The following is a 25537-nucleotide window of genomic DNA, read 5'->3' as shown; positions in this document are numbered from 1 at the left end:
CTTGGTCACCAGCAGCCGGGACTTGCCGTCCGGGGAGACCGAGTAGCGGCCGAACGCGCGGACGGCCTCTTCCGAGAACCAGCGCAGGAACTCGGCGCCGTAGGTGACCTCGCCACGGGCCTCGGCCAGCGGCTTGCCCATCTCCAGGGTCATCAGGAGCGCGAAGTCCTCGGCCCGTTCGGTCACCAGCTCGAAGGCGCGGCGCAGGATCTCGCCGCGTTCCCGGGCCGGGACCTTGGCCCAGGATTCCTGCGCGGCCGCGGCCGCGTCCAGGGCCGCCTTGCCGTCCTCGGGACCGGCGTCGGCGATGCTGAGCAGGACCTTCCCGGTCGCGGGATCCTCGACGTCGAAGGTCTTCCCGGACACGGCCGGACGCCATTCGCCGTTGATCAGCAGACCCGTCGGAACGGACGCCAGTAGCGCGGCTTCATGCTGGGCGTTTATTGACATCGTTGTATCTCCAAGGGGGTTTGAAGGAAGTCGTGGCGATGTGCAGCCCGACCTTCAGCAGTTTGGTGCGGTCCGGCTGCCAGAGGCAGGCATGAGGACGCTGGATCTTCTGTGTTTCTTTCACCATTGAGGTGGCAGGGTCGGTGCCGACCCTCTTGGATCGGCACCGACGCCTTGGGTGAGAATCGGCTAGGCTCGGACGCTTGTCTTGGTGCGGATCAGGTCCAGAGCCTGGACGAGGTATCCCTTGAAGACAGGGTAGTTCTCGCTCATCGGGAAGTGTCCGATAGCCTTCATTTCGATGAACTCGGCACCCGGGATCTGGCTGGCCGTGCGGGCTCCGTCTTCGGGCGTGGTGAGGTAGTCGTACTCGCCGGTCATCAGGACTACCGCGCATTTATCGGTCTGGATTTCGCCGAGTTTGCCGCGCAGATCGTGGTCCACCGAGTAGAAGTACAGATCACCCTTGAACGCCTCGGAACCCTGTGTGTAGTAGAACCAGGTCTTCCAACGGTCGGCCTCCGGCGATTGCGGGGCCATGAGGTCCCAGGTGCCGCTGCCGCAAACCTGAGCGGCATTGGCATGGGGGTGCTGCCACCAGTCGAGGTAGAACCCCGGTGAGTAGTCCGCCCCCTCCACGGGGATGACTGCGTCGAACCTCTCCGGGAAGCGGTGGGCGAGCTGCAGCGCTATGTTCCCGCCGAAGGAGGACCCCATGAAGATGGGGTCAACCAGTTCCAATGCATCGACGAGGGCGACGATGAAGTTGGCGAAGTGGTCCGCGCTGAGCTGGTATTCCTCGGTCCACCACTGGGTGTTTTCCGGCGGGTCTGATTTGCCGTGGCGGGGGAGGTCGTAGGCGATGACGCGGTAGTTGGCGGTGATCTCCGGGTCCTCCAGCAGGCCGCGCCATTGGTGGTTGTGGGCTCCGGCGGTGTGCTGGCAGACAAGGGGCTGGCCCTGGCCGTTTTCGAGGTAGAAAACCTTGTATTCGAGGCCGTCCACGTCGACGGTGACGTAGTGACCGGTGACGGGGGAAATTTTGCTCATGTCAGGAACTCCTATGGTCTAGACGGGTGCGCCGGTGGAGCGCAGCAGTTCGATCTGGCGGGTGAGGCAGCGCAGGTTCTGCATCAGGACCAGGACATCGCCCTCCAGCTTCATGTCGCGCTGGAAAGTGGCGGCCCAGATGCCGTGGTACATGGGAGCCGGGACGGGCTTGCCGAATTCACCCCAGGTGTGGGCGCTGGCCCGGATGGCGAACTGGTAGGGCACCTCGATGGGTCCCGGGTCCACGGAAATCTGGGCGATGGTCCCGGACACCACGCGGACAACGAAGGTGTGCGCCTCCATGTCCAGCAGGTAGGAGCAGGTGAAGTACTTGCCGTGGGCCTGAATCTCCGGGTCCTGATTGTTGGCCTCGGTGAAGCTCTGAACCCAGGATTCTACAGAAGGGGCACGTGTTGCGACCGTCATTTCGTTGTTCCTCTCATTGGTCTCGCGGAGGGTCGGGCTTCTCTGCCCGAGCCTCTTAAGCGGGGTTTCTGGAGTGCCTTTGCGGCTGTATCCGTTGGCAACCCTTCGCTGTTTCCATTGCAGCTCCCGTTGCCCCGAACGGTCCAATACCTGTCCCCTATCCACCGATAGCCTGAAACTATTGGACCCCGGTTGTGGCGCAGCTTAGAGTTGAACGATGCAGCAGCCACAGCTTGACCTGCGCGTCCTGCAGTACTTCGTCGCCGTTGCGGAAGAGCTGCATTTCGGGCGAGCCGCTGCCCGGCTCCACATCGCCCAGCCATCCCTCAGTGTCCAAATACGGAAGCTCGAACACTCTCTGGGCACTCCCCTGCTGATCCGGAGCAGCCGCAGCGTCTCCCTAACCAGCGCAGGGGATGTCCTGCTGGGTGAAGCTAAGCGCCTTTTATCCGCCGCCGAGCGCGCTGTTTCGCTGACGCGTGAGGTCGCCAGCGGCGTGCGGGGCACCCTGATTGTCGGCTTTCAGGCCAACGCGGCTGCTGAGCTGACGCCGCGGATCCTCGCCGCCTTCAAGAACAACCACCCGGAAATCCACGTCCAGATGCGGTCCTTCGATTTCGCCGACCCCACCGCGGGACTTGCCGACGGAAGCGCTGACGTGGCATTTGTGCGGCCGCCCCTGCCGGCGGCTGACTGGCTCGCCATTGAGACACTGTTCATTGAGCCGCGGGTCCTCGTAGTTGCCAGCAGTTCGCGCTTTGCCGGTCTGTCTGAGGTTTCGGTGGAACAGGTCGTTGATGAGCCCTTCGTCGCCCGCAAGGCTCCGGATAAATGGCGGGATTTCTGGCTCGCAACCCAGGCCCGCGGCGGGCAGCCGGTCCGTCTGGGCACTCAGGTAGCCACCGTCGACGAGTGTTTCGAGGCCATCATGGGCGAGCGGGGCATTGCGTTCACTCAAGCCTCCACCCAGCGTTTCTATGACCGTCCGGGGCTGTCTTTCATCCCGGTCAGAGACGTCCCGCCCTCTCCGCTGTCGATTGCATGGCGCACTGACGTCAATGACGAGCTGGCACGCGAGTTCGTGGAGACCGCCCGGACCCTGGCCTCCTTCGGAGGCGTCCCGAACCTCGTCGACTCCCGTCGGCCTGCCTCCCTATCCTCTTCGCTCCAGTCCAATTAGCGCCACTGACGATCGCAGGGCAGCCACGAAATGCCGCCGATATCGTCTCTGGGTCCTGGTTGCCCGCCAAGGCACTGGCTGAGGTCCGCCCGCCGTCGTCCGCTGTCCTTGAGCTACTTCGTGAGTGCCCCCTCCAACCAGGACCGCAGCACCGGCGCGGGCGCTGCGCCGGCCTGCCTCGCGACGATCTTGCCGTCGACGATGACCATCAACGTTGGCACTGCCTGAATGGCGAATCTGGCGGAGAGCTGCGGGGAGTGGTCCACATCGACCTTCACAAGTTTGATCTGCCCCGCGCGTTCGTGTGCCAACTGGTCCAGCACGGGGCTCACCATCCGGCAGGGTCCGCACCACACCGCCCAGAAGTCCACCAGTGCCGGAACACCGGACTGTTCGGCGATCTCGCCGAAGTCGTCGTCGCCCGCTTCCACCACCCAGGGAAGCTCCCGGTGGCAACTTCCGCAGCGCGGCCGGCCGTCGGCGACAGCCGGAACGCGGTTGGATTTGCCGCAATGGGGACATTTGATGATGGCCTTGTTCATGCCGTTCCAGCCTCTTCCAGCTCCATCATGCTGTAGTCAACGACTAGTTCCCCTCCGGATGCTGTCACCGTGACCACTCCGCCTTCCGCGATGCTGCCACGGAGCAGGGCCCGGCCCACCTGAGTTTCCACCACATGGGAAATATAGCGGCGCAGGGGGCGGGCTCCGTAGACCGGATCGAAGCCGCGTTCGGCTATCAGAAGGCGCGCCTCCTCGGTCAGGTGCAGCTCTATTTGCTGCTCGGCCAGCCGCTGCCGCAGCTGCTGGAACTGCAGATCAACGATGCGTTCGATTTGCGGCAGTCCCAGGGGTGCGAACAGGACCGTATCGTCCACGCGGTTGAGGAACTCGGGGCGGAAATGTGCCCGGAGCTCACCCATCACCATGCCGCGCGCCTCCTCGGTGATCGCCCCGCCTTCGGCCGAACCCTCCAGAAGATACTGGGAGCCGATATTGGAGGTCATGATGATGACGGTATTGCGGAAATCCACGGTCCGGCCCTGCGAGTCCGTAATCCGTCCGTCGTCGAGCACCTGCAGCAAGGTGTTGAAAATGTCCGGATGGGCCTTTTCCACCTCATCGAACAGCACCACCGAGTACGTCTTCCGGCGTACCGCTTCAGTGAGCTGTCCTCCTTCGTCGTAACCGATGTAGCCAGGAGGCGCCCCCAGCAGGCGGCTCACGGTGTGGCGCTCCTGGTACTCGCTCATATCCAGCCGGATCATTGCGTTCTCGCTGTCGAAGAGCGCCGCGGCCAGAGCCTTTGCAAGCTCGGTCTTCCCTACGCCGGTCGGGCCGAGGAAGATGAAGGAGCCGATGGGCCGGCGGGGATCCCGGATACCGGAGCGGGCGCGGATGATGGCGTCCGACACAGCACTAATCGCTTCTTCCTGCCCCACGACACGGGCGCGCAGGATTTCGTCCAGGTGCAGGACTTTCTCACGTTCGCCCTGCTTCAGCCGTGCGACCGGTATGCCTGTCCAGGCCGCGACGATGTCGGCGATCTCGTCGTCCGTCACCACCTCGCGGAGCAGGCGTTTTTCACCCTGTTTCGCGGTCAGCCGTTCCTCCTCGGCGGCCAGCCGCCGTTCGAGGTCGGCAAGTCTGCCATAGCGTAGCTCCGCCGCCCGATTGAGGTCGTAGTTCCGCTCGGCTTCCTCAGCCTCCTGCCGCACCCGCTCCAGTTCACTGCGGATTTCCTGCAGTTTGTGGATCGCCTGGCGCTCGGCTTCCCATTGGGCCCTCTTCGCGTCGGCCTCGGCGCGCAGGTCGGCCAATTCCCGCCTCAGCTCCTCGAGCCGGGACTTGCTGGCCGGATCGGTCTCCTTGGAGAGTGCCGCCTCTTCTATTTCGAGCCGCGTGACCTTCCGCGTGAGCTCATCCAGTTCCGCCGGCATCGAATCAATTTCCGTCCGCAGCCGGGCGCACGCCTCATCCACGAGGTCAATGGCCTTGTCCGGAAGGAACCGGTCAGTGATGTACCGGTGGGAAAGGGTGGCCGCAGCCACCAGAGCACTATCCTGGATCCGTACGCCGTGGAAGACCTCAAGCCGCTCCCGCAGGCCGCGAAGAATGGAAATGGCGTCCTCGACGTCGGGTTCCTCGACCAGGACCGGCTGGAAGCGGCGTTCCAAAGCCGCATCCGACTCAATGTGTTTGCGGTATTCGTCGAGGGTGGTGGCGCCGATCATGTGCAGCTCCCCGCGGGCCAGCATTGGCTTCAGCATATTCCCGGCGTCCATCGACCCCTCGGACGCGCCTGCCCCGACGACGGTGTGCAGCTCGTCTACGAAGAGCAGGATCCTGCCTTCTGCCGCCAGGACCTCGGCCAGCACCGCTTTCAGCCGCTCCTCGAACTCGCCGCGGTATTTGGCACCGGCCACGAGCGAGCTCATGTCGAGCGAGAAGATGGTCTTGTTCTTCAGCCCTTCCGGCACATCCTGCCGGACGATCCGCTGGGCCAGTCCCTCCACGATGGCGGTCTTGCCGACTCCAGGCTCGCCGATCAGCACCGGATTGTTTTTGGTCTTGCGTGAAAGTATCTGGACCACCCGCCGGATTTCCGCGTCGCGGCCGATGACCGGGTCCAGCTTTCCAGTGCGGGCGTCCGCCACCAGGTCGCGGCCGTACTTCTCCAGCGCCTCGTAAGTCTGCTCCGGTGTTGCCGAGGTGACGCGCTGATTTCCGCGCACCTGGGTCAGGACCGACAGGAATGACTCACGGGTGACCCGGTGATCAGCCAGCACCCTTCCGGCCGCTGTGGACCGTCCCTCCTCTGCCAGGGCCACCAGCAGGTGCTCCACCGAGACATACTCGTCTTTGAGCCGCTTGGCTTCACGTTCGGCGGCGTCCAAGAGTGCGCCCAGCCTGCGGCTCACATACACCTGGCCCGGTGCCGCTCCCGGGCCCGTGACTTTTGGCTTGCGCCTCAGCTCGGCTTCGACGGCACCCCTCAACTCATCCACATCCACCTGCATGCCCACGAGCAGGCGCGGGACAAGGCCACTTTCCTGCTCCAGCAGGGCCAGCAGCAGGTGTTCCCCGTCGGTCTCAGTGTGCCCATTGCGTTGGGCTATCCGTTGAGCCTCCGCCAACGCCTCCTGCGACTTTTGCGTCAAACTCTCCATGTTCATCGTGAAGCAGTCCCTTCCACCTGCGTGATTTCAACCAGTCGTCGTTCAAGCGAGTCAACTCGCACCAGCAGATCGAGTACCAACGGGATTGCCGCGTAGTTCAGCGACAGCTCCGAATGGAGCCTCATGACGCGCGCTATGAGTTCCGGGGCCCGCGGACTGAACCAGGGCCCGCCCGGCGCATCGCCCAGCGGCCGGATCAGATCCAGATCTACGAACCGCATGACGACGTCGGGGTGGACGCCGCTGCTCCGGGCCACCGCCTCGAGATTCAGGCGCCACGGGTAGGCGAGCGGATATTCTCGGCTCATAGAAGCCCCTCCCTCGGGTGAAAGTCGGACGCAGCGGCAAGCTCCTCGTATAGCTTGCGCACCTGACTGCTCAGCCGCGGGGGCACCATGACGCGGATCTCCGCGTAGAGGTTCCCCGCCTGGCCCTTCGGATCGGGCAGGCCCTGCCCGCGAAGCCGAAGTCTGCGTCCGCTGGATGACCCCTCGGGTACGGTGATCGTGACCGGGCCCGCTGGCGTGTTGACCTTGATCTTGGCCCCGAGAGCGGCTTCCGACGGCGTGACGGGAAGGTCGAAGTGAATGTCCCGGCCCTTGAGCCGGTATCGGGGGTCCGGCTGGATGCGTACGGTCAGGAACAGATCCCCCGATGGACCCCCGTCGCGGCCCTCGGCGCCCTCCCCCGCGAGGCGGATGCGCTGACCGTCCAGCACACCGGCGGGCACGTCAACGTCATAGTTCCGGGTTTCGCCACCCGGCTGGGCCAGGCGGACCGTGCGCCGTCCGCCACGGATCGCTTCTTCGAGGGTCAGCCGGAGCTCAGCTTCGTGGTCCGCCCCCTGGGCCGGGCCTGCTCCCTGCTGTCGGAACCAGCCACCGAGCAGGTCCTCCCAATCGACGTCGCCACCCCTATTGACGCCGACGTCGCCGTACCCGCCGCGCCCCGGCCGCGGACCTGGCCGGGGGCCGCCGGACCCCCATCGCGGAGTGCCTCCAGCCGGACCGGCACCGCTGCCGGCGTACTGCCGGAAATCGGCGCCGAAGCGGTCATAGCGCGCCTTCGTTTCGGCATCCGAAAGAGTGCTGTAGGCTTCGCCGATTTCCTTGAACCGGTCAGCGGCGTCCGGATCGCGGCTGACGTCCGGATGATGTTTTCGCGCCAGCTTGCGGTAAGCGCGCTGGATCTCGTCGGCATCCGCCGTCCGGGAGACGCCGAGAACGGCATATGGGTCCTTAGCCACGGTCAGCATTCACCGCCCGGCTCACAACGACGGCGGCTGGCCTGAGGATGGTGTCCGTGCCGCCGTAGCCCGGGCGCAGGACGGTCAGCACAGTCCCGGGGGGAGCCTCGTCCGTTTCCGACACACTGACCACCTCGTGAATCCGCGGGTCGAAGGGGACGTTCTCGGCGTCGATCCGCGGGTAGCCCAGACGGGCCAGGGTATCGATGGCCTGGGATCGGATAGCGGCTATGCCGTCGATGAGCGGATCCCCTGCAGACGGGGCGTGAGCCAAGGCCAGTTCCAGGTTGTCCAGGACGGGGAGCCACGCCAGAGAGACCGCTGCGCGTTCCTGTGCCCTTAGCTGGGCGCCGTCCCGGGCGGCGCGCTTTCGGACGTTGTCCGCGTCAGCCAGCGCACGGCGCCACAGATCCTCCATTTTGGCCAGCGCTTCCGCCTGTGCCGCCGCTTCGGTTTCCCTTTCATCGGGTGTGGCGGCCTCTGCCTCGTCACTTCCTGGTTGGGCCTGTCCAGCCGGCCCTGCCGGGTCGCTCATGGCCGTTCCTAGCCCCGATCGAATTCTGCATCGACGATGTCATCGTCATTTGCGTCCTCGGACGCTCCGGGCCCAGATGCGGATCCCTGGCCCGCGCCTGCAGTGGCCGCGGTAGCAGCCGAGGCGCTCAGCGCCGACTGCAGCTGCTGAAGCTCGGAAATCAGTTCCCTCGCGGCGCCAACGTCCGCCTGGTTGCTGACGGCGTCGCGCGCCTGGCCAACCAGCAGTTCCGCTCTGGCCTTATCGTGCACTGGGACTGCGCTGCCAAGGTCATTGACGGCCCGCTCAACGCGGTAGGCCACCGCATCGAGTTCGTTGAGGGTGTCGATCCGCTCCCGGTTCTGCACGTCCTCGCTTCTGTGGGACTCAGCCTCGGCAATCATGCGCTCGACTTCCTTGGCGTCGAGGTTGGAGCCTTCGCTGATGGTGATGCCCTGTTCCTTACCCGTGTCCTTGTCGCGGGCGGTGACGTTCAGAATGCCGTTTGCGTCCACGTCGAACGTGACCTCGACCTGCGGTTCTCCGCGGGGCGCTGGACGGATATCGCTCAGCTGGAACCGGCCCAGCAGCCGATTATCCGCCGCCAGTTCCCGCTCCCCCTGCAAGACCACCACATCAACGGCGGGCTGGTTGTCGTCGGCGGTGGAGAACACTTCGCTGCGCCTTGCGGGGATGGTCGTGTTGCGCTCGATAATCTTTGTCATCACGCCACCGCGAGTTTCCACGCCCAGGGAAAGCGGCACGACGTCTAGCAGCAGGACGTCCGAGACCTCTCCCTTGAGCACACCGGCCTGGATCGCCGCACCGATAGCCACGACTTCGTCTGGATTGACGCTCATGTTGGGATCTTTGCCGCCGGTCAGACGCCGAACGACGTTCTGTACCGCGGGAATGCGGGTGGAGCCACCGACCAAAATCACTTCATCGATGTCGTTGGCGGTCACCTTGGCGTCCGTCATCGCCTGCTTGACCGGACCCATGGTGCGTTCCACCAGGTCGTGGGTGATGTCTTCAAAAACGGAACGCCGAACGGTGGTCGTCAGATGCTTGGGTCCAGTGGCGTCGGCAGTGATAAAGGGAAGGTTGACTTGGGTCTGGGTCACGGAACTCAGCTCGACCTTCGCTTTCTCTGCCGCCTCGAACAGGCGTTGCAACGCCTGGGGGTCCGACCGGAGGTCGATGCCCGACTCCTTCTGGAAGTCGTCAGCCAAGTAGTCGACAAGCCGGCGGTCAAAATCGTCTCCGCCGAGGTGCGTGTCACCCGCCGTGGAGCGGACCTCCACAACCCCGTCCCCCACGTCCAACAGGCTCACATCAAACGTTCCGCCGCCAAGGTCGAAAACCAACACCGTCTCATGCTGGCGTTTGTCTATGCCGTAGGCCAGGGCTGCTGCAGTTGGTTCGTTGATGATGCGCAGGACTTCCAGCCCGGCAATCCTGCCCGCGTCCTTGGTCGCGGTTCGCTGTGCGTCGTTAAAGTACGCGGGCACCGTTATTACGGCCTCCGTCACCTTTTCGCCCAGTTGCTTCGCGGCGTCGTCCACCAGCTTGCGGAGAACGAGCGCACTCACCTCTTCGGGCGCGACTTTTTTGCCCTGAACTTGAAAACGCGCCACGCCGTTGTCGTCCCCTACGACGTCGAAACTCACAGCCTTGGCCTCATCCGTGATCTCGTCGTAGTGTCGGCCGATAAACCGCTTGGCCGACGTAATGGTCCCCTTGGGGTTGAGAATCGCCTGCCGGCGGGCCAGTTGCCCCACAAGCCGTTCCCCGGTGTCCGTGTACGCCACAACGGACGGAGTGGTCCGGGCTCCTTCCGCGTTGGGTATGACGCGGGCTTCCCCGCCTTCCCAGACGGCGATCACCGAGTTGGTTGTTCCGAGATCAATTCCTACTGCTTTGGCCATGACTCACTCCGGTCCTGGAGGGCGCGACCGGCCCTGTGGCGACGTCCGCCCGAGGTTGCACCTCATGACGCACGCCCGTACTGCTGGGGCCGCGAGGCCCATGGGCGTTGTCATGGGGCCTTATGGGGTTGAGTCTTCCCCCTTGAGGTGGCGACGGCATGACCCTCGGGGGTCAAACATGCTCCAGGGAGTTGACCTGCCAGGACGAGGGTCCACGGGTGCAATTCCGGTACACAAGGCACGACGACGACGGGAGGGTCCCGCCGTCGTCGCTTCCCTGCTCGGCGCGGAATTCCCGGATGCAGCACTTGACAGGCCAATCAGGCGGGTCTACTACTGTGCTTTAACCCGTGCACCCAATCGCGCCGCCCCATGATGGTGCCCATGGCGCCGGTCAGTTCCGACGCAACCCTTACTGTCGCTTGTCGCGGCGAGGCCGGCTCCATGGCCGGACCGCCATAGGAGCCAACATGATTCCTGGAATTCCTGATCCGCATCTCGCGCAGATTCGTCCGGTGCGGGTACGCACGCCGCAGGGCTGCGAGGAGTGTCTGTCTTTGGGCACTCCGTGGGTTCATTTGCGATTGTGTCTCTCCTGCGGCCATGTCGGGTGTTGTGATTCCTCCCCCATGCGGCACGCCCGAGCCCACGCCACCGAGTCGCATCCAATCGTTCGTTCCTTAGAGCCCGGCGAGGACTGGCGCTGGTGCTATCCCCATGAGGCATTTGTCTAGGGTATTGGCGGGGGCAACCAACTGATGGAACCTATCGCAGACTCGACGCTGATCGAAACGCCGGATGTCTCCGGCGCCTATCCACGGCTCGGCCAAGCCCAGATCGAGTTGTTGGGCCGTGCCGGCACCAGCCGGGCTACCTCCGCCGGCGAAGTCCTCATACAAGAGGGAGACTTCGACAGTGACTTCTTCGTCATACTGCAGGGCACGGTAGTGGTCGTGGAGGGGCTGCATGACGGCGGTAGCAGACAGCCTGCTGAGCTGGGCCCCGGCACGCGGATCCTCGAAGTTCACGGTCCGGGACGGTTCCTCGGGGAATTGGGCCTGGTCGAGGGGCAGCCGGCCTTTGTCAGCACTGTGTCCGCCGAGGCGTGTGAAGTGCTCCAGGTCAGCGGGGACGATCTGCGCCGTGTGGTTCTGACGGACGCCGCGGTGGGAGAGACCATCCTGCGGGCATATCTTCAGCGCCGAATCCTGCTGATCAGCGCGGGCGCGGGCATCCGCATCGTTGGATCCCGCTTCAGCCGTGACACCCTTCGCCTCCTGGATTTTTCAGCCGCCAACCGCCTGCCACACCGACTGGTCGATCTGGAGGATGACGAGCAGGCGCAGGCCATTCTGGACCGGGCCGGGATCCTCGAAAGTGACCTGCCCGCAGTGGTGCTCAACGCTTCGCAGGTCCTCAGAAACCCATCCAACGCAGAACTGGCCCTCGCCATGGGCCTGCGGGCAGTGAAAGAGCATTCGGCCACGTACGATCTCATGGTAATCGGGGCCGGTCCGGCCGGCCTGGCGGCCGCCGTCTACGCAGCGTCCGACGGGTTGTCGGTCGTCCTTAAGGAAGGCTTCGGGTTAGGTGGGCAGGCCGGCACGTCGCCGCGGATCGAGAACTTCCTCGGCTTCCCCGCCGGAATCTCCGGCGGGGAACTGACTGAAAGCGCGATCCTTCAGGCCCGCAAGTTCAGAGTCCAGATCAACGTCGCCTGCCCGGCACGCACCATCGAGTTGAGGGACGGCGAGTTCCGCGCCGAGTTCAACGAGAGCGGCCCTGCATCCTCACGGGCCGCGCTGCTAGCAACCGGGGTGCGCTACCGCCGGCTGCCGGTCCCCGGGCTGGAGGAATTCGAGGGAATCAGTGTCTTCTACGCCGCCACTGTCCATGAAGCCAGGCTCTGCGGAGTGCAGCCGGTGACCGTCGTCGGCGGTGGAAACTCCGCGGGGCAGGCCGCGCTTTTCCTGGCTGGCACGGGATCACCAGTGCGCCTGGTGGTCCGCGGGGCGGACCTTCTCGCGGACATGTCGAGATACCTCGCGGAACGGATCAAAGAGCACGCGGGCATAGAGGTACTGCTGGGGGCCAACATCGTGGGCGTAGACGGTTCAGGCGCCCTCGAACGGATCGTCGTCGATCTGCGAGCCACTGGCGAACAACGCATCTTCGACTCCCGATACCTTTTCATTTTCATCGGTGCCACGCCGCACACAGAATGGCTGCAGGGTACTGTCGCCCTGGATGATCACGGCTTTGTGCTCACCGGGGCTGACCTCGAGGATCTTCCTCCTGAGTTCAGCCATCTGGGACGCAGACGACTGCCCCTGGAAACCAGCGTTCCCGGGATGTTCGCGGCAGGCGATGTTCGGCATGGATCGGTGAAGCGCGTAACGGCCGCCGCCGGTGAAGGCTCCACAGCCGTGGCAATGATCCACGAGCACCTGCGCCTCCTCCAGAATGGACCGGCGCGCGTTGGAGTGAGTGACAGTGAAAGTCCAGCCGGAGGATCCCCCAGGCTGTGAGGGAAGACGCCCGGCACAAATTTCGCGATGTTCAGTCAAGTCACCGCGGCCATTAAGTTGTGCCTCGTTGATATGGACGTCCGGAACGCAGATCCGGCTGGCGGCCGCGGAACCTGTCCATGCCGCGGCAGCGCCGATAACGTCCCGAAATACCGTTGAGCGACCAGCGCTGATAGCAATCCGCAGGGACATGACAAGAGCTTAACAACGGCGACATACGGGCGTAGTTTTGATGGTGTTGGTATGCCGATCCCGGCCTTGCGGCATCGGCCGCTGAGTTGGCCGGGCCGGCCGGAGACGACTCGCCGGTATCCCGGCAAAGTACGGCGTTGGATAGCCTGCGCCGGGGTTCATTTTCAGGGCGTCATACCGTGGGACCCGAAAGTGGCCGATTCTAAATTCCGTGATCGGGACAAGCGGCTTGAGCCGAGTCTCGATCAAAGAGGGCAACGGATTCCGGTCTGCCCAGGGGTGTATCCCCTGTGAGATCCCCTTTGCTTCGGACAGAGACGAGGATCAATATGTTCGATCGACGTGTGGCAGAGGAAATCCTCAACACGGCCGCGCAGGCGGTGTCGGACATGTCGTTCTGTGAGGTCAAGGACCGTTACCTAGCGGTGGATGGCCAGTTGAAGCCGGTGCCCAAACGCGCGGCGTTGCCTCAGGATCGAGACGTCCGGCGCCTCCGCGGCAGGGACTCCGCTCTCCCGGTCAGCTGCTCCGCCGTGACGACATGAACCAGCGTCTCCTGTCCCTCTCTGCGACGGTACTTGAGCTTGAAGAACACGCCAGGATCCGGGAAGCCCTGGACCAGGGCGCGGCTGCCGACCTCGGGGACAGCGAATCCCGGGAGGGACTCCTGGCGGAGGTCCTTTCACAGCTGACGGGGCGGCCCATCTGTATTGAGGACGCGTTCGGGCATATCAGCGCGGCGGCGGGGACCGGGTCCAAACGCCCCTACCCCAGGCTTGGCGCGGCGGCCAGGGCGCGGACTGCGCAGCTCTGGCTCGCCTCCGGCTCACCAGTCCCCGAACCGCGAAGGCTCGTTGCCCTTGCCCTGTCGCACGGCGAGGTGTTGGGGGCCATTTGCATGCTGGCAACCGACAGGCCGGTCACAGCCGGCAACGTCTTCGCTTTGAAGTATGCAACGCGGCTCTTGGAGGTCGAGTTGTCGCACCGCCGCAGCCTGGCCCAGCTGGAACTGAGGCTGGGCCGCGACCTCGTGGACGAACTCGTGTCTGGAACGGATGGCGCAACCGCAGGCGTTCGTACGGAGGCACTGGGATATGACATCAGTGGCCTGCAGCACGTCATCGTGGCGCAGTGGCAGCCGCCACGAACTGACGATACTGTCGTGGTCGCACTGCGCAGGACGTTCCGGGATCTCCGTTCATCTGCGCTCGTTTCACGGCGCGGGGACATGGCTGTTGCCGTGGTACGTGGAGATCCGTTGGGTGCCGAGGTCTTTTCCGTTGTCGCCAAGACCCTGCGAAGTGCCACCGGGGCCGTCGGCATCGGGGGTCCAAGCCTGGATGTCGCCCAGATTCCGCGCTCCTTCTCGGAAGCCCTGCACGCGCTGCATATCCGGGCCGGTTCAATCGATCGCTACGGTGTCACCCGCTTTGATCAACTGGGGATCTACCGCATCTTGGACCCAGCCGGGGGCAAACCGGATCTGGCCGGTTATATCGACGAGTGGCTCGGTACCCTTCAACGCGCCGACGACAGCCGGGGGTCTGACCTGGTGCAGACCCTGGCCCAGTACCTGGACCACGGGGGCAACTATGACAGTACAGCCCAGAGCCTGACCATCCATCGCAGCACTCTGCGTTACCGCTTGAAGTCCATCCGGCAGATCACCGGCTTCGACCTTGCCGATCCCGAGACCCGACTAAACCTGCACGTCGCAACGCGCGCATGGCGCCTTCGTCCGCACGGCGCCCCTTTTCACGTCCCATAGCCAGGCCTCAACCGGCCGAACAGCCGAGAGGTCGGCGCGGCGCGGGTTGACCCGCCGGATTGGGATGTGGGAGCTTCCGGACAGGCGGGGCAATGCGGCATCCATGGCGGGCAGAGCAACTGACATCCAGTTCGCTGGTCATAGACACTGAACCATAGGAGGCCGGGCGTGCCGGACAGTTCAGGCGACGTAAACCGCATCAGTGCCCGTACTCTGGGCGTGCTCGCCGAACCGGAGGTCACGGCCGAGTTTGCCGAGCGCAACGGCCGCGAAGTGGTCCATCTGCTCAACCTTGCCGATGAGCGCCACGACTGGTCCGTGGTGATCGAGTACCAGGATTTTACGGCTGGCAATGGGTTGGCGCCGATGCTGGACTCCATGGCGAAGCACCGGATCCGCCGCGCATGGGATGTCATGGTCTGCCTGACCGATCTTCCAATTCGTTTCGAGGGCCGGATTGTGGTCGCGGAAGTTGCGCTCGGGGATCCGATCTCCCTGGTTTCCTTGCCCGCGCTCGGTGCCGTCAACATCGACCGCCGGGTCCGCACTGCCGTCGCCGACCTCGGCTGGGCGATGCACCGCCGCTTCGATCCCGAGGATGACGCCGGGGAATTCGGTCCGCCCTCGCTGCACCAATCGCGGCACATCGAGACTGCTGTTCTTGTCGACGGGCCGATTGGGTTCCGCTACGTCTCAGCAACCCGCCTAGGCCGCGGACGGTTGCTGGCGGGCATGTTGCGGGCGAACCGTCCGTGGCGGCTGGCCCTCGGATTGAGAAGCGCAATGGCCGCCGCGATCGCCACAGGCGCATTTGCGCTTGTCACGAACACAATCTGGCAACTCGCAGACCTGCTGGGGGCGCCGAGACTGACGTTGCTGATGGTTCTTTCGATCAGTTCGATGGTGTTTTGGATCATCACCCAGCACGATCTGTGGGAGAGCCCCCGGCGCGACGATAGCCTCGAACGATTCAAGGCTTCGTTGTATAACACGTCTACAGTGTGGTCGTTGATGATCGGCGTCGTGATCAGCTACATCCTGCTGTTCGTGGCCGTGCTGTTGGCTGCGGCGTTCACTATCGACGGTTCCTTATTGGAGCAGACCCTGCAACATCCGGTGAATGTTTGGGACTTTGTGGAAGTCGCCTGGATGACGACATCGGCGGCGCTCATCGGTGGTGCGTTGGGCTCCGGATTCGAGTCAAAGGACGACATTCTTCGGGCGGCGTACGGCCAACGGGAACGCCATCGTCGCCAGTCGGTCGACGAAGACGAATAATCCGGCCGGAGGCCACCCGGCCAGGCGCTATATCGGCCCGGGGCACGCTGTTACCTAGGATGTGGCTGGCTTGGTACTGTCCCGGACGACAAGAGCAGGGGCTATTGGCGTTCGGTCCACGTCGCGCCCCTCCATGGCGCCGATAAGCACCTCCATGCTCATCAGCGCAAGGCCAGTGAAGCCTTGGCGCACCGTGGTCAGCGGAGGCAGGAAATAGTCGGAACCTTCAATATCGTCGAAACCGATGACGCTCACATCATCCGGGACGCGGACGCCATTTTCGGCGAACGCGCGTATCAGCCCGAGGGCAGTATGGTCGCTGGCCGCGAAGATCGCCTGAGGAATCCTTGCCTCCCGGACGAGCTGGAGGGCGGTCTCGTAGGCCCACCGCGGGCTCCAGTCTCCTTCGACGCACAGGCCCGGTTTGAGGCCGGCGTCACGGAGCGCAGCTTCCCAGCCGCGCTTGCGAACCCGTCCGTCGAACCAGTCCATGGAGCCAGCGAAATGCGCGATGTCGGTGTGGCCCAAGTCGATGAGGTGCTGGGTGGCGAGTCTGGCTCCGAGCTCCTGATTTTCTGAGTATGTGAAAACATTTGGAGTTGACGACGCCCCGGCGGCGATCATCTCCAGTGGCAGGCGGCACGACGCGTTCCAGACGGCCGCGGCCATTTCGACGAGGGGCGCGATGACGATAATCCCTCCCACGCCAGTATCGTCCAGACTGTCGAGGGCCCCCTGGACGGACTCTTCGTAGGGTTTTTGGACGCTGATCACGGTTGTCGCGTAGCCCTTGTTTCGCGCAACGTTTTCCAGTGCCATGAGTGTTCCCACCGGGCCGAAACGTGGGGAGCCGTCCGAGAGGATGCCAATGGAGGTCGACCGGCTTGTGACCAGAGCGGTGGCTGCGCGGTTCCTGCGGTAGCCGATGTCCTCGATGACCCGGCGGACTCGTTCGCGAGTCGAGGCGCTGACATCGGGGGCGTTGTTGAGGACTCTCGAGACCGTCCCGAACGAGACCCCTGCAAGTTGGGCAACATCGTTTATGGTCGGTTTCCGCCGCAAAGGAGCGTCCGGAGCCCGGCCATGGTCCTCGCGGGGAATCGTCGTGCCTGTCATGCTCTCTCCTGTCCGGCTGGTGGGGGCCGAGACGACGGCGGCTTTGTACGCCTCTATCTTACGTCGCCAGCCTTACCCCGGACTGCGTATCGACTCTGTGTGATGGTTGACACGGATCTGCGTGAACGTTTACGATCGCTAGCGTAAACGTTCACGGTATCTTCGTAAACGTTCACGACTTTAGTACTTCAATGGAGAGGGAGCGGGATGAGCGACACCGCCGCCGACGCACTTTTACTCGATCCGAGCGTTGGCCGTCGAAACATCGACCAGGCCCAGTGGGCAAATCTGGTACTGCTCCTGGCGGACACAGCACGTGATGATCTCGCAGTCGCTGTCCGCACCTTCGTTTCGGCCGGCTCCTCGGCTGTCATCGGCGTGTTCGATAACAGCCTCTTGTGGACGAGCTTGGTCGTTTCCGTCGACCAGGCCGGGGCTCCCGAGTCGCTGTCGACCATTGACGGCTCGGTCGCTGAGGCGGCCGGCGAAATGACAAAGGCTGCGGGCGAGGCGGTGAAGTGGGTACAAGCCCATTATGGACCGTGCTCTCTGGGGCTCTTCGTCGACAAAAAGCACGCAGAGGCCGTTGTTAGGGCTTCAGACAAGGCTGGTGCTGTCCGCACAGCCTCCGCCGCCGGTGGACTCGTCCTCTCACCGGTGCCCCCCTCCCTCGCCATTGCCCTGGCCTGACCCCAACCATCCATCACCTATCCCCCCACACACAAGCACTGGAGAACAATGATGATCCGCAGGCTTCCCTTTGTGGCCCTGGCCGCAGCCCTGTCCATTTCCGTCGCTTCCTGCAGCAGTTCGACGGCGGGCACCTCGAGCGCTCCTGACACCGGAGTGTCCGAGAAGGCCCAGCAGGCCCTTGACAAGATCAAGGGACAGGTCCTGAGCAAGGGCCCCAACGGCGAGACGCCGTCACCGGCATCGACTGCAGATCTCACGCCCGAAGAGATTGCGAAGATCAAGGCGCTCAATGCCAAGGCTGCGATCGTGATGCATTATGGCGGCAACGACTGGGCCACTGCCCAAACGAACGGCCTCAAGAGTGAATTCGAAAAGCTCGGCATAAAGGTCATCGCTACGACAGACGCGAACTTTAAGCCGGACAAGCAGGTGTCGGACATCGAGACCGTGATGACGCAGAACCCGAACATCATGATCTCCATTCCCACTGACCCGGTAGCCACGGCCTCGGCCTACAAAAAGGTGGCGGCAGCTGGGACGAAGCTCGTCTTCATGGACAACGTTCCCCAAGGACTAACAGCCGGCAAGGATTACGTTTCCGTGGTTTCCGCCGACAACTACGGCAACGGTGTCGTCGCCGCGCACCAGATGGCCAAGTCCATCGGAGGCAAGGGCAAGATCGGCGTTATCTTCCATCAGGCCGACTTCTTCGTGACCAAGCAGCGTTACGAAGGCTTCAAGGAGACCATCACTAAGGACTACCCGGACATCCAGATCGTTGAAGAAAAGGGCATCGCGGGCCCTGACTTCGCAGGTGACGCTCAGGCCGCTGCAAATGCCATGCTGAGCAAGCACGCCGACCTGGGCGGCATCTGGGCCGTGTGGGACGTCCCGGCCGAAGGCGTCATGGCCGCAGCCCGTGGCGCAGGCCGAAACGATCTGAAGATCGCCACCGAGGACCTTGGAAAGAACGTTGCCATTGCGTTGGCTAAAGACCAGCTCGTCGTCGGTCTCGGCGCCCAGGTTCCTTTCGATCAGGGGGTCACGGAGGCTCGACTGGCAGCAGGCGCCCTCATCGGTAAGGAAGCACCAGCCTATGTGGCCCTGAGCGCCGTCCCGGTTGACCACTCCAACGTCCTGGAAGCCTGGAAGCAGGTCTACCACGAGGACGCTCCCAAGGACATTCAAGAGTCCTACAAGAAGTAGCCAGACTTGGACGGTGCGGGTGCCAACCCGCACCGTCCCGAAAGGGCAACAATGAACACCGCAGACAATGTCGTCGAGATGCGTTCTGTCTCCAAGGGCTTCAACGGCGTTTCCGTCCTGAAGGATGTCAGTTTCGACGTCCGCAGAGGCGAGGTCCATGCCCTCGCAGGAGGCAACGGGGCCGGCAAATCCACGCTCATGAAGATCCTGCAGGGCGTCTATCAGGCTGACGCGGGAGAGATCATCATTGGCGGCAAGCCAGCGACGATCAACTCGATCCAGGATGCGAAGACTGCCGGCATCGGGATGGTCTTCCAGGAATTCAGCCTCGTACCGAGCCTTACGGTAGCGCAAAACATCTTCCTGGCCGCTGAACCGCTCGGCGCAGGCGGCCTCATTGATGACCGTGCCTCGGTCCGCCGGGCCAAGGAGGTCTTCGCCGAAATGGAGGTCGACGTCGATCCCCGGGCCGAGGTATCCCGGCTCGGAACCGCCTACTGGCAGCTGACCGAGATCGCCAAGGCGCTCTCGCAGGACGCCCAGGTGCTGATCATGGACGAACCCACGGCAAGCCTTGCCCGTCACGAATCTGAGGCGCTCTTCGAACTCATCGACCGCCTCAAACAGCGCGGCATCTCGATCATCTACATCTCGCACCGCATGGACGAGGTCTACCGTCTTGCCGACCGGATCACTATCCTCCGGGACGGCCGGCGGCTGCTCACCGAGCCCCTGAGCGCGGTGACCCCCGAACAGATCGTCGAGGGCATTGTCGGCAGAAAGATCGAAGGCCAGCTGGCCTACCGCGAGCGGGACCACGTGGTTCACGAGGGCGCCCCCCTGCTGGAGGTGCGTGGCCTCAACGCCGGGCGGCGTGTACGGGACGTCTCTTTCTCGCTCCGGCCAGGGGAGATCCTGGGCTTGGCCGGTCTTATGGGCAGCGGCCGCACCGAACTCGCCCGGGCACTGTTCGGCATCGACCGGCGGGACAGCGGTGACATCCTCATCCGCGGGGAGAAGATCAACCTGAATTCCCCCCAGCAGGCCATAGACGCCGGGGTTGCCCTGATCCCCGAGGACCGGCGAGCTCAAGGCCTCGTCCTGGACCACTCGGTCCGGGACAACCTGCTGCTGCCCCTGCTTGGCCAGATCCAGCGGGGACCGTTGCTTAATTCCATGAAGGGCAAGGATCTGTCTTCGTCTCTCATCAAGAAGTTCGCGGTCAAGGTCGCCCACCCCAACCGCCCGGTGCGGCTGCTTTCAGGCGGAAACCAGCAGAAGGTGGTGATCGCCAAGTGGCTGGGCACCGACCCGGACATCCTGATTCTGGACGAACCCACAGCCGGCGTCGACATCGGCACCAAGAGCGAGATCCTGGACATGATCCGCGAACTCGCCAGCGCCGGTAAAGCAGTTATCGTCATCTCCTCCGAGTACCCGGAACTACTCGCGGTCAGCGACCGCGTCCTCGTCCTCAAGGACGGCTCCGTCATCCGTGACATCCCCCGCAGCGATATCGCTGACGAGGAATATCTTCAACTTGCAGTCCAGGGAGTCTGAACAGTGAGCAAGACAAACACCATCACCGCCCGCGATATGGCGGCACCCCGCAATTTTGGCACGGTCCTCAAAGAGCTCGACTGGCGGCGCTACGTCATCTACATCGGGTTCGTTGTCGTCTTCCTCTTCTTCGCCGTCCTGCTGCGCGACCAGGGATTCATGACCCCCCAAAACCTGCTGAACATTTTCCGGCAGACCGCCACCATCACCGTCATCGCAGTGGGCATGACCTACGTCATCTCCTGCGCTGAGATTGACCTCAGCGTCGGCTCAGTGGCCGGACTGGCCAGTGTCTGCACGGCCATGGCGGTATCGCAGTGGGGCCTGGTCCCAGGCATCCTCGCCGGCCTCGCCGTCGGACTCGTCGTCGGGTCCATCAATGGCGCGCTGGTCAGCCTCCTGGGTATCCCTTCCTTCCTGGTGACGCTCGGCATGCTGGGTATCGCCGCGGGCGTCGCCCAGTGGATCACGGCCTCGGCCCCCCAGCCGATCCTGAATGACGCATTCAACATGATTTTTGGATCCGGGGACTTCGGTCCCGTTCCTGGCCTGGTCGTCTGGAGCGCCCTCTTTGTTGCGGTCGGCGCGGTCGTATTGAACCGCACCAGGTTCGGCCGCCAGGTGCTCGCTACCGGCGGCAACAGGAACGCTGCTGAGTTCACCGGCATCAACACCAAGCGCATCAAGTTCCAGGTGCTCCTGATCTCGGGCACGGTCGCGGCCGTCGCCGGCATGCTGTATGCCGGGCGTCTCCAGTCCGGCCGGTTCCAGTGGGGATCGGGTGATGAACTGTCCGCCATCGCCGCCGTCATCCTCGGCGGGACAAGCCTCTTCGGCGGATTCGGTTCCATCATGGGAACTCTGTTCGGTGCCCTTCTGATTGGCCTGATCAACAACGGCCTGATCCTGGCCGGTCTGGACAGCAGCCAACAGCAGGTGGTCCGTGGCGCCATCATCATCCTGGCCGTCGCCCTCGCCCGGAAGAAGTAAAACCACATGACCCTCAAACTACGGTCCGGAATCATCGGCACAGGATTCATGGGCTCAGTCCATGCCCACGCGGTGCGCGCAGCAGGCGGCGAAGTCAGTGCAATCGCCGGAAGCAGCCAGGCTTCCGCCGAAGCGGCAGCAGCCTCCCTCGGCGCCCGAACCGCAGCCGAGTCCCCCGAAGCCCTGATCGCACGAGCCGACGTAGATGTCATCCACATCTGCACCCCGAACGCGACCCACGCCGACCTTGCCCGTAGGGCGATCGCAGCCGGGAAAGCAGTTGTCTGCGAGAAGCCCCTCGCCACGAGCGTTGAGGACGCCAGGGAACTCACGGACCTCGCCGACCGGGCAGGCGTCGTCACGGGCGTGCCCTTCGTCTACAGGTTCTATCCGGCCGTCCGCGAGGCCCGGGACCGTATCCTGCGCGGCGACGCCGGCCGTCTCTGGCTGCTGCACGGTTCCTACCTGCAGGATTGGCTGGCGGGCGCGGAAGCCACAAACTGGCGCGTCGACTCCAAACTCGGAGGAGCCTCCAGGGCTTTTGGTGACATCGGTGTGCACTGGTGCGACCTGATGGAGTTCACCACCGGACACAGAATCACCAGCCTGGTGGCAAAGACCAGCCGGGCCCACGACCAACGTGAAACCGGCGGCCAGTTGTCCTCCGTCGCTACAGAGGACGGCGCCACGCTCGTTTTCGAGACCGACAAGGGGGCCACGGGCTCCCTCGTCGTCAGCCAGGTCAGCCCGGGCCGAAAGAACCGGCTGTGGTTCTCCTTCGACGGAACCGAAGCGTCATTCAGCTTCAACCAGGAACGGCCTGACACCCTTCACGTCGGAAGTACAAGGTCCAGTTCCGTCATCCCCGTGGGCCCGGAGTCCCTTTCCACCCCGGGCGGCAGAAGCTACGCCAAACTCCCACCGGGACATCCCCAGGGATACCAGGACAGCTTCAACTCCTTTGTCGCCGACGTCTACGCGGCCGTCCAGGGACAGGCGCCCGAAGGCCTGCCCACGTTCGGGGACGGTCTGCGTGCAGCGCTCCTGACAGATGCACTCGTCACCTCGGCTGCACAACGGTCATGGGTAGACGTTCCCGGTATTGACACCCCATTCGAATTACTCAAGTCTTCCTCCGCATCTGAAAGGCACAAGCAATGAAACTTGGTTACTGTTCCATCACCTGGGGCGGCGTCGTTGGCCACCCGCAAGGCGTTACGAGCGTCAAGGACCTCTTTTACATGACCCACGGCTCCATGAGGGACGCCGTCAAGGACATCGCATCCGTCGGCTATCAGGGTGTGGAAATGTTCGACGGGAACCTTGCGGAGTACGCGGAAAAGCCCGAAGAACTCAAAGAGATCCTAAGCAGTTCAGGAGTCGTACTGACAAGCGTGTATACCGGGGCAAACTTCATCTACGCCGACATCCTCCCGGACGAAATGCACCGCATTCATCGCGCCGCCGAATTGGCCGCGAGCTTCGGAGCGGAACGGCTCGTTGTGGGGGGCGGAGCACGGCGCGCGAACGGAACCACTGACGAGGACTACCAACGCCTCGGTGAGGCGCTGGACAGCGTGGCGGACATCGCCGAGAGCTTTGGCCTTTCGGCAAGCTACCACCCGCACCTGAGCACCATCGTCGAAGGCCCGGAGGATCTGGATCGGCTCATGCCGCTGACCCGGATCGGCTTCTGCCCGGACACGGCACACCTTGCAGCGGGTGGCGCAGACCCGGCCGCAGTCATCCGGAAATACCCTGACAGGATCCAGCACGTCCACCTCAAGGACTTCCAGAAGGACCCCTTTAATTTCCTGCCGCTGGGCCAGGGAGAACTCGACTTCCCGGACATCATCGCCGCGATCCGCGAAAGCGGATACGACAGCTGGCTCATGGTCGAACTCGACAACTACGACGGTGACCCGCGAGCCGCCGCAGAAATCAGCAAGAAATACCTTGAGAAGCTCCTTTAACTGATTTTTCAACCGCGAGGGGCCGCCACAGCCGGCGTGTCCCGAACTTCCCGGAAGGAACAAGATCCACATGCAGAATCTCAACGTCGGCCTCATCGGAGGCGGCTTCATGGGCAAGGCCCATTCCTTGGCCTACGCCGCCATGCCCATGTTCTTTTGGCCGGCACCGGCACTCCCGGTCCGCAAAGTCATCGCTGAAGCTAACCCGGATCTCGCCGCCGAAGCGGCCCGCCGCTTCGGGTTCGAGAACTCCACAGCTGACTGGCGCAGCATCATTGACGATCCGGACATCCACGTCGTAGACATCGCCACACCCAACCATCTCCACGCGGAAATTGCCATCGCCGCCGCTGAAGCAGGCAAACACATCATCTGCGAAAAGCCGCTGGCCCGCACCGGCGAAGAATCCAAGGCGATGTACGACGCGGTCAAAGACAAGAACATCGTCCACATGGTCGCCTTCAACTACCGGCGCACCCCCGCAGTCGCGCTGGCAAAGAAATACATCGAGGAAGGGGCAATCGGACAAATCCTCAACTTCCGCGGCACCTATCTGCAGGACTGGAGCGCCGACCCGAACTCCCCCCTGTCCTGGCGCTTCCAGAAATCCATCGCAGGTTCCGGTGCCCTGGGTGACATCGCAACGCACGTCATTGACATGGCAAGGTACCTCGTCGGCGAGTTCAGCGCCGTCAATGCCGTCCTGTCCACCTGGATCCCGGAACGACCGCTCCAAACAGGCGGGGCGGACGCACTCGGCACCGTACGGGGCGGGGAGGGCCCCCGCGGCCAGGTTGATGTCGATGATGAAGTCATGACCATGATCCGCTTCGCCAACGGGGCCGTCGGATCCGTCGAAGCGACACGCAACGCTCATGGGAGGAACAACTACATAACCTTCGAAATCCACGGAACCGAGGGCAGTATCGTCTTCAACTACGAACGGCGCGACGAACTGCAGGTCTGCTTCGCGTCCGACCAGGGCGACCGGCGCGGCTTCCGCACCATCTACACCGGTCCGGCACATCCCTATGGAGAAGGACTCTGGCCCATTCCTGCCCTCGGCATTGGCTACGGCGAAACGAAGATCATCGAGGCCTATGACTTCTTCAAAGCCATCGCAGAAGGCGGCAGCGTAAGCCCCAACTTTGCAGACGGCTATCAGGTTGCCCTCATCGACGACGCGATCGTCGAATCAGCTGCAAAAGAGTCCTGGGTCGAGGTCCCGCAGATCAGCGCTTAACACCCGTTCGGGGGGACGGCGCCTGCTGTCCCCCCGAACCCCAAACCCGATAAAAGGATGGAAACATGGCCACCGCACTCCCGGCTCAACGCAACGCAGCAGAAGTCTGGCTGATGCCTGTCTTCATAGCCAAAGAAGGGCGAGGCGGCGAAGTGCGGAAAGCGCTCGCCAGGCTGCAGTCGGTGAGCCGCAACGATCCAGGCTGTCTGGAGTACACCGTCTTTACCGACGACCAGCGCTCGGGGACCTTCGTGCTGCTTGAGGGATGGAACAGCCGCCAAGACCTCGTCGAACACAACGACAAGAGCCACGTGAAGGATTTTGTGCAGATGGTGACGCCGCTGCTGGCCGTGCCGTTTTCGGTGACTCCTCTTACGCCGCTGGCTTGACACGAGCCAGGGGCTATCGCGGAAGGCAGCCCTGGGGCGCCCATTGATGCTTCTGCCAAAACCATCGAAGCAACATCTTGCCGATTCATCATCCATCCCAACACCCAGTAGGAGCCTGATATGCCCCGCCCGTACACCTTGTTCACCGGCCAGTGGGCCGACCTGCCCTTCGAGGAAGTCGCCCGTCTGGCCTCCGGCTGGGGCTACGACGGCCTGGAAATCGCGGTCTCCGGCGACCATCTGGACGCCTGGCGCTGGGACGAGCCCGGCTACGTCGAATCCAAGCTCGCCGTGCTGCAGAAGTACAACCTCAAGGTCTGGGCCATCTCCAACCACCTCAAGGGCCAGGCGGTGTGCGATGACCCGATCGACTTCCGGCACGAGGCCATCGTCGGGGCGCGCGTGTGGGGCGACGGCGAGCCGGAAGGCGTCCGCCAGCGCGCGGCCGAGGAAATGAAACACACCGCCCGCCTCGCCAAGGCCCTCGGCGTCGACACCGTGGTCGGGTTCACCGGATCCTCCATCTGGCAGTACGTCGCGATGTTCCCGCCCGTGCCGGAGAAGGTCATCGAGGCCGGCTACCAGGACTTCGCGGACCGCTGGAACCCCATCCTGGACGTCTTCGACGA

Annotated in this window: 25 protein-coding genes; 15 read left to right on the top strand and 10 right to left on the bottom strand. The window is 63.6% G+C overall.

Annotated features, from left to right (window positions below):
* The 3 genes from B5X90_RS20250 to B5X90_RS20240 form a co-directional block, all read right to left on the bottom strand.
* The coding region (locus tag B5X90_RS20250; protein WP_143264846.1) for an aldehyde dehydrogenase family protein at nucleotides 1–450 on the bottom strand (450 nt) is incomplete at its 3' end.
* Nucleotides 451–639: 189 nt separating this feature from the next.
* Complete coding sequence (locus tag B5X90_RS20245) at nucleotides 640–1500, bottom strand: alpha/beta fold hydrolase (RefSeq protein WP_079555689.1); 861 nt, start codon at nucleotides 1498–1500, stop codon at nucleotides 640–642.
* Between the two features lie 18 nt (nucleotides 1501–1518).
* Nucleotides 1519–1926 carry a hypothetical protein gene (locus tag B5X90_RS20240; protein ID WP_026536895.1) on the bottom strand — a complete coding sequence of 136 codons (408 nt, stop codon included), beginning with the start codon at nucleotides 1924–1926 and terminating at the stop codon, nucleotides 1519–1521.
* A gap of 217 nt (nucleotides 1927–2143) precedes the next feature.
* Here B5X90_RS20240 and B5X90_RS20235 point away from each other — a divergent pair, with 217 nt between their 5' ends.
* Nucleotides 2144–3106 (top strand): LysR family transcriptional regulator, encoded by a 963-nt coding sequence (locus tag B5X90_RS20235; protein WP_079555688.1) that lies wholly within the window; start codon nucleotides 2144–2146, stop codon nucleotides 3104–3106.
* A 113-nt stretch (nucleotides 3107–3219) separates the two neighbouring features.
* Here B5X90_RS20235 and trxA read toward each other — a convergent pair whose 3' ends face one another.
* From trxA to dnaK, 6 genes are read right to left on the bottom strand one after another with little or no spacing between them, the layout of a single operon-like run.
* The gene (gene trxA, locus B5X90_RS20230; RefSeq protein WP_079555687.1) at nucleotides 3220–3648 is read right to left on the bottom strand and encodes a thioredoxin; all 429 of its coding nucleotides are present in this window, start codon (nucleotides 3646–3648) and stop codon (nucleotides 3220–3222) included.
* On the bottom strand, nucleotides 3645–6281 hold the full coding sequence (gene clpB / locus B5X90_RS20225; protein WP_079555686.1) for an ATP-dependent chaperone ClpB: 2637 nt from the start codon (nucleotides 6279–6281) through the stop codon (nucleotides 3645–3647). The genes trxA and clpB overlap by 4 nt, the downstream gene beginning before the upstream one ends.
* The gene (locus B5X90_RS20220; protein WP_079555685.1) at nucleotides 6278–6592 is read right to left on the bottom strand and encodes a chaperone modulator CbpM; all 315 of its coding nucleotides are present in this window, start codon (nucleotides 6590–6592) and stop codon (nucleotides 6278–6280) included. Before B5X90_RS20220 ends, clpB begins: the two co-directional genes overlap by 4 nt.
* Nucleotides 6589–7530, bottom strand: coding sequence for a DnaJ C-terminal domain-containing protein (locus B5X90_RS20215; RefSeq protein WP_079555684.1), 942 nt, complete (start codon nucleotides 7528–7530; stop codon nucleotides 6589–6591). Before B5X90_RS20215 ends, B5X90_RS20220 begins: the two co-directional genes overlap by 4 nt.
* Entirely contained in the window at nucleotides 7523–8065 is a 543-nt protein-coding gene (locus B5X90_RS20210) for a nucleotide exchange factor GrpE (protein ID WP_079555683.1), read from the bottom strand. Before B5X90_RS20210 ends, B5X90_RS20215 begins: the two co-directional genes overlap by 8 nt.
* Before the next feature lie 8 nt (nucleotides 8066–8073).
* A complete protein-coding gene (gene dnaK / locus B5X90_RS20205) occupies nucleotides 8074–9972 on the bottom strand; it encodes a molecular chaperone DnaK (protein ID WP_079555682.1) in 1899 nt (632 codons plus the stop codon).
* A 470-nt stretch (nucleotides 9973–10442) separates the two neighbouring features.
* On the opposite strand from dnaK, the gene B5X90_RS20200 reads away from it, so the two are divergent.
* From B5X90_RS20200 to B5X90_RS20185, 5 genes are all read left to right on the top strand, one after another.
* Nucleotides 10443–10706 carry a UBP-type zinc finger domain-containing protein gene (locus tag B5X90_RS20200; RefSeq protein WP_079555681.1) on the top strand — a complete coding sequence of 88 codons (264 nt, stop codon included), beginning with the start codon at nucleotides 10443–10445 and terminating at the stop codon, nucleotides 10704–10706.
* Between the two features lie 24 nt (nucleotides 10707–10730).
* Complete coding sequence (locus tag B5X90_RS20195) at nucleotides 10731–12500, top strand: FAD-dependent oxidoreductase (protein ID WP_079555680.1); 1770 nt, start codon at nucleotides 10731–10733, stop codon at nucleotides 12498–12500.
* 521 nt (nucleotides 12501–13021) lie between these two features.
* Nucleotides 13022–13237, top strand: a complete 216-nt coding sequence (locus tag B5X90_RS21755) for a hypothetical protein (protein ID WP_256860362.1) — start codon at nucleotides 13022–13024, stop codon at nucleotides 13235–13237.
* The gene (locus B5X90_RS20190) at nucleotides 13234–14460 is read left to right on the top strand and encodes a PucR family transcriptional regulator (RefSeq protein WP_256860361.1); all 1227 of its coding nucleotides are present in this window, start codon (nucleotides 13234–13236) and stop codon (nucleotides 14458–14460) included. Before B5X90_RS21755 ends, B5X90_RS20190 begins: the two co-directional genes overlap by 4 nt.
* Nucleotides 14461–14628: 168 nt before the next feature.
* Nucleotides 14629–15738, top strand: coding sequence for a hypothetical protein (locus B5X90_RS20185; RefSeq protein WP_079555679.1), 1110 nt, complete (start codon nucleotides 14629–14631; stop codon nucleotides 15736–15738).
* A 54-nt stretch (nucleotides 15739–15792) separates the two neighbouring features.
* On the opposite strand, the gene B5X90_RS20180 is transcribed toward B5X90_RS20185, so the two are convergent.
* Entirely contained in the window at nucleotides 15793–16854 is a 1062-nt protein-coding gene (locus B5X90_RS20180; RefSeq protein WP_079555678.1) for a LacI family DNA-binding transcriptional regulator, read from the bottom strand.
* 207 nt (nucleotides 16855–17061) lie between these two features.
* On the opposite strand from B5X90_RS20180, the gene B5X90_RS20175 reads away from it, so the two are divergent.
* From B5X90_RS20175 to B5X90_RS20135, 9 genes are all read left to right on the top strand, one after another.
* On the top strand, nucleotides 17062–17544 hold the full coding sequence (locus tag B5X90_RS20175; RefSeq protein ID WP_079555677.1) for a hypothetical protein: 483 nt from the start codon (nucleotides 17062–17064) through the stop codon (nucleotides 17542–17544).
* Nucleotides 17545–17592: 48 nt separating this feature from the next.
* On the top strand, nucleotides 17593–18753 hold the full coding sequence (locus B5X90_RS20170; protein WP_079555676.1) for a substrate-binding domain-containing protein: 1161 nt from the start codon (nucleotides 17593–17595) through the stop codon (nucleotides 18751–18753).
* A gap of 51 nt (nucleotides 18754–18804) precedes the next feature.
* A complete protein-coding gene (locus B5X90_RS20165; RefSeq protein WP_079555675.1) occupies nucleotides 18805–20313 on the top strand; it encodes a sugar ABC transporter ATP-binding protein in 1509 nt (502 codons plus the stop codon).
* Between the two features lie 3 nt (nucleotides 20314–20316).
* Nucleotides 20317–21303: an ABC transporter permease gene (locus B5X90_RS20160; protein WP_079555674.1), complete on the top strand. Its 987-nt coding sequence runs from the start codon at nucleotides 20317–20319 to the stop codon at nucleotides 21301–21303.
* Nucleotides 21304–21309: 6 nt separating this feature from the next.
* On the top strand, nucleotides 21310–22464 hold the full coding sequence (locus B5X90_RS20155; RefSeq protein ID WP_079555673.1) for a Gfo/Idh/MocA family protein: 1155 nt from the start codon (nucleotides 21310–21312) through the stop codon (nucleotides 22462–22464).
* A complete protein-coding gene (locus tag B5X90_RS20150) occupies nucleotides 22461–23276 on the top strand; it encodes a sugar phosphate isomerase/epimerase family protein (protein ID WP_079555672.1) in 816 nt (271 codons plus the stop codon). Before B5X90_RS20155 ends, B5X90_RS20150 begins: the two co-directional genes overlap by 4 nt.
* Before the next feature lie 70 nt (nucleotides 23277–23346).
* On the top strand, nucleotides 23347–24519 hold the full coding sequence (locus B5X90_RS20145; RefSeq protein WP_079555671.1) for a Gfo/Idh/MocA family protein: 1173 nt from the start codon (nucleotides 23347–23349) through the stop codon (nucleotides 24517–24519).
* Between the two features lie 65 nt (nucleotides 24520–24584).
* A complete protein-coding gene (locus B5X90_RS20140; RefSeq protein ID WP_256860360.1) occupies nucleotides 24585–24908 on the top strand; it encodes a putative quinol monooxygenase in 324 nt (107 codons plus the stop codon).
* A 120-nt stretch (nucleotides 24909–25028) separates the two neighbouring features.
* Nucleotides 25029–25537 (top strand): sugar phosphate isomerase/epimerase family protein (locus B5X90_RS20135; protein ID WP_143264845.1); only part of this gene is annotated, 509 nt, incomplete at its 3' end.

This window comes from Arthrobacter sp. 49Tsu3.1M3 (genome assembly GCF_900168135.1).
Lineage (GTDB): Bacteria > Actinomycetota > Actinomycetes > Actinomycetales > Micrococcaceae > Arthrobacter.
This window is presented reverse-complemented; position numbering and strand designations above follow the sequence as displayed.